This is a genomic window from bacterium SCSIO 12741, assembly GCA_024398055.1.
Taxonomy (GTDB): Bacteria; Bacteroidota; Bacteroidia; order Flavobacteriales_G; family Salibacteraceae; genus SCSIO-12741.
Genome location: CP073749.1, coordinates 1,429,040 through 1,441,573 on the forward strand (window position 1 = coordinate 1,429,040; position 12,534 = coordinate 1,441,573).

The following is a 12,534-nucleotide window of genomic DNA, read 5'->3' on the forward strand; positions in this document are numbered from 1 at the left end:
TTTAATTACGGATCGCCGACAAATGTAAAACTTCTGCTAAGAAATTGAGAGGGCTTGGGTAATAGCCACAAAATCTGCCACTTCGAGTTGTTCCGCCCGTTTATCCATAAACGGAAACTCGGTAACACCTTCTGGGGTTATCTGCTTTAGAGCGTTTCTTAGGGTTTTACGACGTTTGCCAAAAGCTGCCTTCACCACTTGGGTAAAGAATCTAGGATCACAACCCAGTTCGCTCACCCCATTTCGACGCAGCCGTATCACTCCGGAATCCACCTTGGGTGGAGGCAAAAACACTCCTGGAGGTACTGTAAATAGGTACTCGATGTCGAAAAAGGCTTGTAGCAGCACACTCAAGATTCCGTATTCCTTGGATCCGGGAGGCGAGGCCACTCGCTTAGCCACTTCCTTTTGAAACATACCTACCACCTCTACAAACTGATCTTTGTGGTCGTACACTTTAAAAAGAATCTGACTGGAAATGTTGTAGGGAAAATTACCGGCCAGTGCCAAAGGCTTATCGGTAATCTTTTGAAGATTCATTTTCAAAAAGTCTTCTTCAAACAACCTTGGAGCTACCTCTGAATAATGTTCCTTCAAGTAGGCTACCGATTCGGTATCGATTTCGCAGAGGTAAACGGTTTTATCGCTTTTCAGCAAGAACTGGGTCAAAACTCCGGTTCCCGGACCGATCTCTAAAACCTCCTCATACCCTTTACCAGAAAGTCCACGGGCAATTTTTTCGGCAACATTCAGGTCCTTTAGGAAATGTTGTCCAAGATGTTTTTTGGGGCGAACCATTTATACCTCTTCAAGAAGGGTGCGAAAAGCAACGAATTTGCCCTCGTACTTATCCGAATGCTCTTTTTGCAGTCGAGGTGCGTGATTTTCCTGGTACTCTTTTAAAAGCTCCCAAGTCTCCACGCGATATTGAACCGAATAAGTCATTCCGTCGGTATCATCCACCAAAACTTTCATCATTTTGCTGTCTACAAAAAGGCCTGTTGCCATCACATCAGGAATATGGGTTTCCTTCATCCATGAGAGCCATTCTGCGTGCACCTCGTTTTCTACCTTAACGGTTACGTTGTAAATGATCATACTTCCGAAACTAAATTAATTGAGCTTATCCCCCGCAATGCCCGAAAACGCTTTCGAGCTTCCGTAACGAATAGGCTATCTGGGAAATCAGTTAAAATCTTTTGATACAATTCCTTGGCTCGTTCAGGCTTGTCAAATTGATTTTGATTGAGTTCGGCCAACAAGAAGGTGGCTTTGTCGGCGAGGATGTCCCAGGAAAAGCGATTCATCACTTCTTCGAGGTATCCCGCAGCAGTTTCATAATCTCGTTGCTGAATGGCCATATCATATCGCAGCATTAGAATCTCATCGGCTAGGGCGTGTCCTGGAAACTGCTTATTGATGGAATCCAACTTCAACTCCGCTTGCGGAAAACGATTTTGCACAACCAATAAATCGGCATCGGCATAGAGCTTTAGGGGTACCGTAGAAGTGTCTACCGTTGAGTTGTCGGTAATGAGAATGGAAAGATGCATGGCATCGTTGGCAATCAATTTGGAAGTGGCTCCTTTGAGAATGTCTAATTGAGCTTTGGCCAAGGAAAAGTTACCTGTGTAAAAATGCACCTTGGCACCCTTAAATTTGGCCTGCTCACCCAAGCGGTCAAATTTGTAGGCCTTGTCTACCTGACCATATTGAATAGAAGCATCCCAAATATACCCGGCGGCCAGCAGTGCATCGCCATAATCCAACTTGGTAGAAGCCCGAAAGACTTCATTAATTCCAGGAATCTCCAAGACGGCTTCAAAGGTATTCAGGGCCGAGTCTAACTGATGTTGGTAGAAAGCCTGGATGTAACCCTTTTCACGGAGCAAACTTGCCGTAGCAGCATTCACTCCAAGTTCAAATAAAGCCTCCTCATAATCGTCGATGAGATGATCCACATCCTCAGAAGAATAGTTGCCCGAACGGGTGATTTTCTCATAACGCGTTTCCAATCCGAGAATGCGGGCTTCAATGTAAAACTGACCATCCATTCCATAATCGAGCACATAATCGCAGGCCTCTGCAGCCTCATCATACGCTTGATTATTCAGTAAAACTTCCGCCAGGTAATACACTCTCCGGCCATCGCGTTCGAGTCTCTTGTCCAGTGCTTTCGTTTGAATTAAGGCTCCCTTCCAGTTTCCCTCCTGCTGATACAACCAGATAAGCATCTCTGGAAAAAGGTAATTATTTGGGCTCTGGTTAATCTTTTTGACCAACCGGGCTTTTAGAATCTGTCCTTGCTCACTCTCCGAAGAAAGGTCAATGTTGTTGTTAATGGCATTCTGAACGGTCTGTAAATACCCATTGTGCAGTTCCAAAAGATCCAGGTATTCGTCCACCATTTTATCATACTGCCCCAGTTTTCCATACACCGAAGCGACTTCGATGTTGAAGGGGTAGTAATTCTTCAACATCACCCGGCCTCGCTGATAGGCTTTTAGGGCATAGTCGTATTCACCTGCCGCAGAAAATGCTGCTGCATGTTGATTTACCTGCTCGTAATTGGGTGGTAGATTTTTGATGATCTTATCGTACTCCTTATTGGCCTGCTTGGTTTTGTTCTGAAGTTTAAGAATTACTCCATAATCCACCTTGGCCTTAGCGCTAAGTACATCCACTTTCTGATGACCACGAATCAACTTTTTTGCCGTTTCGTAATCCTTCAGTTCTACCAAACAACGCAGGTAATAATTGTAGTTGAGGGTGTTTTTGTCCTTGTCATAAAGTCGCTTGTAGTAAAGAGCGGCTTTATCAAATTCTCCATTCTGGTAGTAATGAGCGGCTAATTGGCTGTCAGTTGTTTGCCCCACAAGAGCCGGGGACCAAACCAAAAACAGTCCCAACAACAAAACAAGTATGCCTCCCTTTCTTACCATATCAAACCTTCTACTGTTTTCCCTCTGCCATCATCGCCTGAATTTCAGGTCTCAGCCCATTGTAGTTTTTCTCAATACTTTTTGCCCAGGCTTTGAGACTAATATTGCTTTCCATCAAACGATTGATGGCCGCCTTCTCAGATTCAAAATAGGGTTTAAAGCCAAGCGTATCTATGGCACCGCTTTCCAAATCCATACGAAGCTCCTGCAATTGCTTGAGGCTAAATTTGATATCGTTCGACTGATCTTTCCAGGTCTTATCGTATTTAAGAATCGACTTCTTGGTACGGTAATATGTATCTACTTTAACGCCTTTCTCCAAGGGCATGGTATCCCAAGTAGCGTGAAGGAAGCGTACATCAAAATCGATGCTATCCTTCCAGGATTGGTACTTTTCCGGATTGATATCATCCAATTCTCCACCCGCTTTTTCGACCACTTTAATCAACGAATCCACCTCTCCTTTGTACTTGGTTAAGGGTCCTTGATCACAAGCCACCAATACGGCTGAAATCATCAATAGCTGCAGGGCTCTAATTAAAATCTTCATTAAGCTCCAATTTTATCAAATCCAACATAGGGTCTCAACACCTCTGGAATATTGATTCCATCTTCGGTTTGGTTGTTTTCCAGCAAGGCCGCCATAATTCGTGGCAATGCCAGGGCACTCCCGTTCAAAGTATGTACCAAATGCATTTTACCATCATCACCTTTGAATCGACACTTCATCCGGTTAGACTGGAAGCTCTCGAAATTGGATACGGAACTTACTTCCAACCATCTTTCCTGAGCCGCACTCCATACCTCAAAATCGTAGGTCAAAGCAGAGGCAAATCCAAGGTCACCTCCACAAAGGCAAACGATGCGAAAATGGAATCCCAATTTCTGTAACAAGCCCTTTACGTGGTTTACCATTTCATCCAACACTTCGTAGGATTTTTCCGGATCAACCAACTGAACGATTTCCACTTTTTCAAATTGGTGCAAACGGTTCAATCCACGAACATCCTTTCCATAACTACCTGCTTCGCGACGGAAACAAGGAGAAAAGGCCGTGTTTTTAATGGGTAGTTGCTCCTTCTTAACGATGGTATCGCGGTAAATATTGGTTACCGGTACCTCAGCAGTAGGAATCAAGAACAGGTGATCCTTTTCAGTGTGATACATCTGCTCATCTTTATCCGGTAACTGCCCCGTTCCATATCCGGAAGCCTCGTTGATCAACAATGGCGGATTTATTTCTTCATATCCGCTGTTACCCGCTTCGTTTAAGAAAAACTGAACCAATCCACGTTGCAAACGAGCACCGTAGTTTCGGTATACTGGAAATCCAGCTCCAGTGATTTTCACACCCAGTTCCCAATCGATCAGGTTGTATTTTTTGGCCAGTTCCCAGTGAGGTATGCTTTGAGTAAGTTCTGGCTTTTGGCCAAATTCTTCTACCAATTCATTTTCGGTATCGTCTTTCCCGGCTGGCACTTTAGTGTTGGGCACATTCGGCAGCTGATACATCAATTTAAGTAGCTCATCATCCAAATGGTGAAGCTCTTCCTGAAGCAACTTGTTGTCTTCCTTCAGGTGGGCCGTTTGCTCACGAAGTTTGTTTCCTTCTTCCCGGTTTCCGGATTTGAACATCTCCCCGATGGTACGAGAACTCTCATTAATTTGGTGTTGATTGTTTTCAGCCCGTTGTTGGATTTCTCTTTTGCGTTTGTCCAGGGCTACAATTTTGTCTACCAGGTCCTTGACCTCAATGTTTCGAACGCGCATTCTTTTGATGATGTCGTCCGCGTTGTTTCTGATATCAGCTAACAGTAACATGAATTAATCTTTCTTTAAGGGCTTAAAAATACGACCCTTTTACCAGCCATTGCCTTTTGCTCCGGTTGGATTTGATGAATGGATAATCTTCTTAACGGTATTTATCAATTATACCGTGTATAAAAAACAAAAAATCCCGGCCCGTCCCTATTCCAATGAGTATCGGAATGGGATGGAGCGGGATTAAAAACTTATTTACAGGCTTAAAACTAAGCCTCAACCGGGTCTACAGAAACGTAGCTACGATTGTCTCTTTTTCTTTCGAATACCACTTTACCGTCAACAAGGGCAAAGATGGTGTGGTCCTTTCCAACACCCACGTTACGACCGGGCTTGTACTTGGTACCTCTTTGGCGAATGATAATGTTTCCTGCGATAGCTTTCTGACCGCCGCTCAATTTTACACCGAGTCGTTTCGATTCTGATTCTCTACCGTTCTTGGAACTACCGACTCCTTTCTTATGTGCCATAATCTTATAGGTTTAGACCCCAAAGGCCGTCTTTATTTTTCTTCTTTGTTTTCGTCTTTTTTAGGAGCTGCTTTTTTAGCTGCAGGCTTTTTAGCTTCTGCTTTTGGAGCGGCCTTTTTAGGGGCGGCTTTTGGTGCAGCTTCTGCTTTAGGTGCAGCAGCTTTCTTTGGAGCGGCTTTTTTAGGAGCCTCAGCCTTAGCTTCTGCTTTTGGAGCAGCTTTAGCGGCAGCCTTTTTAGGAGCTGCTTTCTTACCAGCACCGATTCCTTCAATAGTCAACTGAGTTAAGTATTGACGGTGACCGTTACTTTTTTGGTATCCTTTTCTTCTCTTCTTTTTGAAGACGATAACCTTATCACCTTTTAGGTGTTTTTCTACTTTGGCGCTAACTTTAACACCTTCTATAACCGGGGCGCCAACAGTCACTTTACCTTTATCATCAGTCAAAAGCACACGGTCGAATTCTACTTTCAATCCTTCTGCTTCTGGCAAGCGATGAACAAAGATCTGCTGGTCTTTTTGCACCTTAAATTGCTGCCCTGCTATCTCTACAATTGCGTACATCGTTAAAATTGAATTATTTAAACTATCCGAAAATTCGGCTTGCAAAAGTAGGGAATTATTTAATTATAACAAGTACATGCCTTTAGCGAATGATCAACTTCTTTTGAACGAACTCTATCGCAAACTAAATCAAGACCAAATTGAAAGTCATTTTCAATGCTAACAACTGAAAAAGAAGCTCCTTGCAACTTGATTCCCAAAATTTGAAAAATACATCGTTGCCAATCATTTAATCAAACATCCAATCCTAAGGCTATCGCCGTCCGTTTAATTTTCACACCTGGAAAAATGGGTACACCCATTTTCATAGCACTTAGGAATACTGTCTTCCAGGGTAAACATCTGCCTTTTCCGTGAGGACCAAGCCAAACCATTGGTCAAGTCAGGATTCAATTGGTTGTAGTAAGCCAAAAATGCATCGGCCACTTCAGGGTGATCGTTAGGATTCGTGGGAATGCGCTGAACACCTGGACCATAAATTTGATAAAAAGTGGTATCCGATGGCCGCGGATCACCGATGGAATCCCGGTAATTGATGATCCACTGAAATTTCTCATTGGCAATGAAGGCAGTCGTATTAAACTGGCAGTAAACAAATTTGCGAATGGAGTCCTTACCACCCAAATTGCCTTGGGTCATTCTTCCGAGCAAGGAGGTCCCTTGAATTCCAGAAAGACTAACCGGTGCCAAAGAAGAATCATACGTTTCACAGAGTTGAGCCATGGTTGGAAACACGTCGGCAAAATCGGCTAAGTCAGTATCCAGAGATTTCTTTTTGATCTGCTCAGGCCAATGGACAATGAAAGGCACCCTACTCCCATGATCAAAAGTAGTTCCCTTACCACCTCTCACTATCATTCCCCTGTATTTGGAAAAATAGTCGTTTTCCGTTCCATTATCTCCGGCAACGATCAGGAGTGTATTTTCCAAAATTCCTTTCTGTTCCAAAGTCTTAATCACCTCTCCGATCAAACTATCGGCGTAGGCCATTTTGGAAGCAAAAATGGCGGCTTTAGATTGGTGAGGACCATCGGGCGTAGGAGCATCTACACAGAGACTATCCAGTTCTTCGTGAATCAACCCCATGCAATAATGAAGGTAAAAGGGCTTTGAGGAATCCAATTGATTGATCTTTTGGATGGCCCATTGATTCAATTGATCCGGAAAATACCGACCGCCCATCTGCGGGGGATAATAATCGACCATAGCTCCCAAGAGGGCATTGGGCCCATAGGTGGAATCAAATCCATGGGTATTTAGGTGCTCTTTCTGAACGCTCACCAGATTGGTGTAGTTGGTGGAGTGATCGAAGCAAGCATTTTCTCGGCCAAACCGCAGGTTCCATTTTCCGCCAAAGGCCGTTTGGTAACCATAGTCCTTTAAGACGTTGGCATAAGTGGAAATGGTGTCGGACAGGTATCCGTATAATCGCGACTGGAGATTAGCTGGCTGGCAGGCTGTGTATCCCGGATAAACGATTCCGGTTTGAAAGGGATATCGGCCGGTCATTAACTGCCCTCGCGAAGGAGCGCAATAGGGAGTAGCATACATTCGGGTAAACACCGTGCCGTGATCAGCCAAGCGATCTAAATGAGGTGTTTTGTAATCGGCTGAATCTCCATTTTCATCGTAAACCCAGGACGAATTACCCGATTTAAAATCCTGATAATAGGGAGTGGATATCGATCCAAGATCATCAATCAGAATAAAGATAATGTTGGGAGGATAAGGCGTTTCGGCCGTGGGATTCATCGTAGATCTTTCGGGGGCAGAACAAGCAACAAGTAAGGGAAGCATAGCAACAGCGGCTATCCTTTTCCAATAGAATTTGGGAAGTGACATGGCAAGCAAGAGTTTAAATTTAGGATTGACCCTACCACTAATTTAAACAATAACTAACTGATAAACAGTAAAAACCAATAATTAACGGTTCACCGCTTGCTTCTTTTTCCGGTTGATCAGGTAAACGCCGAATAGAATTAATCCCATCCCGCCGGCATGCATGAGGGTAACTGTTTCTCCATCCAAAATACCCCAGGACATAGCCACAATGGGAATTAAATAGGTAACAGTAGAAGCAAAAATCGCTGTGGTAGCCTTGATCAATTGATTGAATAGCAACAGTGCGGCCGCCGTTCCTACCACTCCTAAAATAGTAATGTAACCCAAGTTGATCAGGTTGGCGCTGGTACGAAAAGCCTCAGACCAAAAGTCACCGGTTAAAAGGCCTAATCCGGCAATGGGACCGATGACTAAAAAAGCGAAGGCCGTAATATGAATGGCATTTACCTCTTGGAGAAAGGCTTTAATGATGTTGACACTGGTTGCATAACACAAAGTAGCCGCTACTATATATAAAGGATAGATCAACGGCACATCCACATGAGTACCATCGTGTGAAAAAGAGATCAGGGTTATCGCTCCAATTAATCCGATAAAAACACCCAAAACCTGCCTGCGGTTCGTGGACGCGCCAAACGCCAGTACACCCAGAATAAGTGTAAAGAGTGGCACCATACTATTGAGCATGCCGGTAATTCCACTGGGAAGACGGGTTTGCGCTTCGGCGAAAAGGAAGGCTGGAAAAAAATTGCCTGCCAAACCGACCACCACAATACCTATGCGCTGCTTACCTGTTTTAGGAAACTTCGGCAGGTTGCGAATCGCAATAGGAAGAAGAGCAACAAAGGCGATAAACAGGCGATACTCTGCTACTTGAAAAGACGAAAAGCTTTCCAATCCCCTTTTCATTAATATAAAAGAGCTCCCCCAGGTCAAAGCCAAAAGACCTAAAATCAGGTATTGTACGAGAGGTGTATCTATTCGCCTTTCCATTTCGCGGGCAAATGTAGATTTTTAACCGTCTATACCAGTTTTCCCTCTGTACTCTGTAGGCTGAATTACATTTGAAGCATGAATCCGGTTATTCGCACCCAAGAGGTTACCCGAAAATTTAAAGTTGGAGAACAAGTTGTGCATGCCCTTAGAGGTGTTACAATGGATATTCAACGTGGGGAATTTGTTGCCTTGATGGGAACTTCGGGCTCAGGAAAATCCACCTTAATGAACATTCTGGGTTGTTTGGACACCCCCAGCTCAGGAAATTATTACCTGAATGATAAATTGGTCTCTACTCTGACAGATGACCAATTGGCTGAAATCAGAAACCAGGAAATTGGATTTGTTTTTCAAACCTTCAACCTTTTACCTCGATATACAGCATTAGATAATGTGTCCCTTCCGCTGGTTTATGCTGGCATTCCCAAAAATGAGCGTCGCGAAAAAGCCAGACAAGCCCTCGAAACCGTGGGTCTCAAAGACCGCATGGATCATCAGCCCAACGAACTTTCCGGGGGACAAAAGCAGCGGGTAGCCATTGCCCGGGCATTGATTAATGACCCTGCCATCATTCTGGCCGACGAACCTACCGGAAACCTGGACTCCACAACTACCCATGAAATTCTTGAACTCTTCGATCGAATTCACGAGCGTGGAAACACCCTGGTGATGGTCACCCACGAAGAGGATGTAGCTGAAAGAGCGCAAAGAATTGTTCGCATGAAGGACGGTCTTACCCAACCCTCCTAACCCCAAAACGTTTTTATAAATACTTCGTCCGGCGAGAAAGGGGGCGTTATATTTTTAAAAGGTTTACTTTTGCATGCTTTGTGCTAAAAGTTTAATTAACAATTACACTATGAAAAAATTAGGTTTACTATTACTTATTGCGGTCTTCGGGTTGCAGGGGTATGCGCAGAATGCCCCCGTACAGCGAGTGACGTTTGTGGATATGTTGAGCCCGGGTGAGTATAAAATCACGGATCAGTTGATGGTTCGGGGTACCTCATCGAAATCAACAAAAGGTACTTCTGCATCAGGTAGCCTTGCTGCTGCTGGTGATACAATTTGGAGTGACGACTTCAGTTCGTCTACAAATTGGACTGCTCAAACTGGTACGGTTGGTGGTCAGAATCGTGGATGGTTTATTGGTAGCGGTGGTACTTGGTACTTCGGAGCTACTACCATTAACTCTACTTCTGGTGCTCCTCATGCTGTAATGGATCCTGCTGATCCTACCCAGAACCCTGGTCCTGCTGGTTCAGCTGCTTCTTTTAATATGACTAACGCTTCCCCTATTAACTGTAGTGGTAAAGCTGCCGTTTTCTTAGAATTTGAGCAATGGAATGCTCGTTTCACGGATTCTTCATTTGTTGAAGTTTCTGATAACGGAACGAACTGGACAAGAGTTTATGACAACATGTGGTTGCCTGTAACCTCTGTTCAAAACGGAACAAACCCAACTTCAAACCCTCACAAGGTAGTTGTTAATATTTCTTCTGTAGCTGCTAACAAAAGCACTGTATACGTAAGATTCCGCTGGAAGTCTTTGGACCAAGGTATTGCTAACGACGGTGTTGGTTACGGATGGTTCGTTGATGATGTAGCTGTTTTGGAAGGTCAAAACAACGTTATCAGCTTGAACGACGCTTACTTCTGGCAGTATAACGATTCTATTCGTCCTCACATGCGTTACTGGCCTAAAGGTATGCCTGCAAGACAAGCTAACGGAACAAGCTTCTGGATGTCTGGTTTGTATGAGAACCAAGGTCAAAAAGCTCAGCCTAATGCTGGTATCAAAACAGAAGTAACTGGTCCTGCCAGCTTCTCTTACACTGGAACTACTGCACCTTCAACATTGCCTACTGCATCTGTTGACTCAGGTACAATGACCACTGCTCTTAAATTGAACAACGGTACAGGAAAATATGACATCGTAATGTCTACTTTCTCTGACTCTACTCTTTATACATTAGGTAACGATACAGTAAGATTTGATGTATCTGTAACTGATTCTACCTACTACCGTAACGATCGTGGCGATGTAGACAATACTACAGCTGGTACTTTCTACACTATCGGTGGTCAGGTTCCATTTGAAATTGAGTACGCAACTGTATACGACTTGATGGTTGACGATACGATCACTGCTGTTGAGGTATTCATTTCTCAAGACAACATGAATGGCCCAACCTTGGGTACCATGCAAGCTAACGTTTACGCTGGTGGATGGACTGACGGAAGTATTTCTTTGGCTAACGCGCCACTTTTCCAGTCTGCAGCTGTAAAAATTGACCAGACTAAAACAGGTCAGTGGATTCGCCTACCGGTTTCTAAAGTAGCTGGTTCTACTAACGAAGGTGATTCAGGAACTTACATTGTTTCTATCCTTTTTGATCAGGCATTTAGTGCTGACACCATGTACATTACCATGAAGCGTGGTGGTGCTTATGATGATCCTTATGATCTATACAGCTTTGCTCGTGGAAACTCTACTGGTACCATGGGTAACTGGGGATTGATCGGAGGAGATGTTCCTTACATCAACTTGATCACTAAAGCTTTCAACTGTCCTAACTTGAACGGTTCTGCTTCAGCTACTCCTACTTCTTCTTGTGGTAACATTGATGGTACTGCTACTGCTGTTGATCCAACAAACGGTACAGCTCCTTATACTTACCTATGGGATCTTCCTGGAAACCCAACAACTAAGTCTGTTGGTAGCCTTGCCTCTGGTGTTTACAACGTAACCATCAAAGACAAAAACGGATGTAACCAAGTTGCTTCTGCTACTGTATCTGATGCTGGTGCTCCTACCATTACTAACGACCAAGTAAACAATGTTACTTGTGCTGGTAACGGAGAAGGTTCTATTAGCTTCAACTTGATTCCAGGTAGCGCCGGTTCTGGATACACATTCAACTGGACTGACGGTTCTGGTAGCCCGATTACTGGTGGTGACTCTACTTTGTCAAACTTGGAATCAGGAAACTACACTGTTGAGATCGTTGACGGTGCTGTTCCTCCATGTAAGCAAACCAGAACATTTACTGTAACTGGTCCTACTGACGCATTGGCTCTTCCATCTCCTGTTGTAGATGACGTAACTTGCTACAACGATAGCAACGGTACTATTAACCTGGTTCCTGCAACTGGTGGTACTGGTACCAAAACTTACACTTGGAGCAATGGTGGAACTGGTCTTACTCAAGCTAACTTGAAAGCTGGTCCTTACACCGTTACTGTAACTGATGCAAGCAACTGTACTGCTACTCGTACAATCAACGTTACTCAGCCTGCTGAGTTCAAGATTCGTGACGTAGGAAGCATTCCTAACATCAGTACTGAAATTGAGTACGACGCAAGCAACACTTTGGTAACTATTACTGTAAGAACTCAAGGTGGTAACGGAACTACTGCTACTAACACTTACCGTTGGACTAACTCTGACGGAGTTCCATTATCTCCTAACTCAGGTAGTGCTAACGTATTGGAAATTGGTCCAAACAAGCCTGCTGGTCAGAATGACAACGACTTCTACACTGTTGTAGCTACTGATCCACAGCTTTGTACTACTGACAAAACGTTTGAAATCAATGCTACTTTCTTGTGGTGGTTATCAGTTGAAGAGTTTGGTCAAGACTTTACTCTTTCTCTGTTCCCTAACCCGAATGATGGTTCATTCCGTTTGGTATTGAAAAATGCTGACAACAATGACTACACCATCTCTGTAAGAAATGCTTTGGGTCAAACTATCTACAGCGACGTTGTAAACATTGCTGGAGACTATGACGAGCGCATCGATCTTGACGCTGAAAACGGAGTATACTTCCTAAGCGTTTCTAACGGTGTTACTGAGACAACTCACCGTGTAGTTGTACGATAAGCACAAGTAAACCT

Annotated in this window: 11 protein-coding genes; 2 read left to right on the plus strand and 9 right to left on the minus strand. The window is 43.9% G+C overall.

Going from position 1 to position 12,534, the window contains the following annotated elements:
- Nucleotides 1–36: 36 nt before the first annotated feature.
- From rsmA to KFE98_06035, 9 genes are all read right to left on the minus strand, one after another.
- The gene (gene rsmA, locus KFE98_05995; protein ID UTW63695.1) at nucleotides 37–798 is read right to left on the minus strand and encodes a 16S rRNA (adenine(1518)-N(6)/adenine(1519)-N(6))-dimethyltransferase RsmA; all 762 of its coding nucleotides are present in this window, start codon (nucleotides 796–798) and stop codon (nucleotides 37–39) included.
- A complete protein-coding gene (locus KFE98_06000; protein UTW63696.1) occupies nucleotides 799–1,098 on the minus strand; it encodes a DUF4286 family protein in 300 nt (99 codons plus the stop codon).
- Nucleotides 1,095–2,942 carry a tetratricopeptide repeat protein gene (locus KFE98_06005; GenBank protein ID UTW63697.1) on the minus strand — a complete coding sequence of 616 codons (1,848 nt, stop codon included), beginning with the start codon at nucleotides 2,940–2,942 and terminating at the stop codon, nucleotides 1,095–1,097. Before KFE98_06005 ends, KFE98_06000 begins: the two co-directional genes overlap by 4 nt.
- A gap of 10 nt (nucleotides 2,943–2,952) precedes the next feature.
- Nucleotides 2,953–3,492: a hypothetical protein gene (locus tag KFE98_06010; protein ID UTW63698.1), complete on the minus strand. Its 540-nt coding sequence runs from the start codon at nucleotides 3,490–3,492 to the stop codon at nucleotides 2,953–2,955.
- The gene (gene serS / locus KFE98_06015) at nucleotides 3,492–4,763 is read right to left on the minus strand and encodes a serine--tRNA ligase (protein UTW63699.1); all 1,272 of its coding nucleotides are present in this window, start codon (nucleotides 4,761–4,763) and stop codon (nucleotides 3,492–3,494) included. Before serS ends, KFE98_06010 begins: the two co-directional genes overlap by 1 nt.
- A gap of 209 nt (nucleotides 4,764–4,972) precedes the next feature.
- Nucleotides 4,973–5,233, minus strand: coding sequence for a 50S ribosomal protein L27 (rpmA, locus tag KFE98_06020; protein UTW63700.1), 261 nt, complete (start codon nucleotides 5,231–5,233; stop codon nucleotides 4,973–4,975).
- Nucleotides 5,234–5,265: 32 nt separating this feature from the next.
- The gene (gene rplU, locus KFE98_06025; protein ID UTW64651.1) at nucleotides 5,266–5,796 is read right to left on the minus strand and encodes a 50S ribosomal protein L21; all 531 of its coding nucleotides are present in this window, start codon (nucleotides 5,794–5,796) and stop codon (nucleotides 5,266–5,268) included.
- 267 nt (nucleotides 5,797–6,063) lie between these two features.
- The gene (locus tag KFE98_06030; protein ID UTW63701.1) at nucleotides 6,064–7,638 is read right to left on the minus strand and encodes a sulfatase-like hydrolase/transferase; all 1,575 of its coding nucleotides are present in this window, start codon (nucleotides 7,636–7,638) and stop codon (nucleotides 6,064–6,066) included.
- A gap of 81 nt (nucleotides 7,639–7,719) precedes the next feature.
- Nucleotides 7,720–8,631, minus strand: coding sequence for a DMT family transporter (locus KFE98_06035; GenBank protein UTW63702.1), 912 nt, complete (start codon nucleotides 8,629–8,631; stop codon nucleotides 7,720–7,722).
- A 78-nt stretch (nucleotides 8,632–8,709) separates the two neighbouring features.
- Between KFE98_06035 and KFE98_06040 the strand changes: the two genes are divergently transcribed.
- Both KFE98_06040 and KFE98_06045 read left to right on the plus strand, forming a co-directional pair.
- Entirely contained in the window at nucleotides 8,710–9,384 is a 675-nt protein-coding gene (locus KFE98_06040; protein ID UTW63703.1) for an ABC transporter ATP-binding protein, read from the plus strand.
- 109 nt (nucleotides 9,385–9,493) lie between these two features.
- Complete coding sequence (locus KFE98_06045) at nucleotides 9,494–12,520, plus strand: T9SS type A sorting domain-containing protein (protein UTW63704.1); 3,027 nt, start codon at nucleotides 9,494–9,496, stop codon at nucleotides 12,518–12,520.
- Nucleotides 12,521–12,534 lie beyond the last annotated feature (14 nt).

What these genes read in the sequence shown, in the direction of transcription:
- serS (UTW63699.1), bottom strand. Translation starts at nt 4,763, where the DNA reads ATGTTACTGTTAGCTGATATCAGAAACAACGCGGACGACATCATCAAA.
- KFE98_06045 (UTW63704.1), top strand. Translation starts at nt 9,494, where the DNA reads ATGAAAAAATTAGGTTTACTATTACTTATTGCGGTCTTCGGGTTGCAG.
- KFE98_06040 (UTW63703.1), top strand. Translation starts at nt 8,710, where the DNA reads ATGAATCCGGTTATTCGCACCCAAGAGGTTACCCGAAAATTTAAAGTT.
- KFE98_06035 (UTW63702.1), bottom strand. Translation starts at nt 8,631, where the DNA reads ATGGAAAGGCGAATAGATACACCTCTCGTACAATACCTGATTTTAGGT.
- KFE98_06005 (UTW63697.1), bottom strand. Translation starts at nt 2,942, where the DNA reads ATGGTAAGAAAGGGAGGCATACTTGTTTTGTTGTTGGGACTGTTTTTG.
- rpmA (UTW63700.1), bottom strand. Translation starts at nt 5,233, where the DNA reads ATGGCACATAAGAAAGGAGTCGGTAGTTCCAAGAACGGTAGAGAATCA.
- KFE98_06030 (UTW63701.1), bottom strand. Translation starts at nt 7,638, where the DNA reads ATGTCACTTCCCAAATTCTATTGGAAAAGGATAGCCGCTGTTGCTATG.
- rsmA (UTW63695.1), bottom strand. Translation starts at nt 798, where the DNA reads ATGGTTCGCCCCAAAAAACATCTTGGACAACATTTCCTAAAGGACCTG.
- KFE98_06010 (UTW63698.1), bottom strand. Translation starts at nt 3,492, where the DNA reads ATGAAGATTTTAATTAGAGCCCTGCAGCTATTGATGATTTCAGCCGTA.
- rplU (UTW64651.1), bottom strand. Translation starts at nt 5,796, where the DNA reads ATGTACGCAATTGTAGAGATAGCAGGGCAGCAATTTAAGGTGCAAAAA.
- KFE98_06000 (UTW63696.1), bottom strand. Translation starts at nt 1,098, where the DNA reads ATGATCATTTACAACGTAACCGTTAAGGTAGAAAACGAGGTGCACGCA.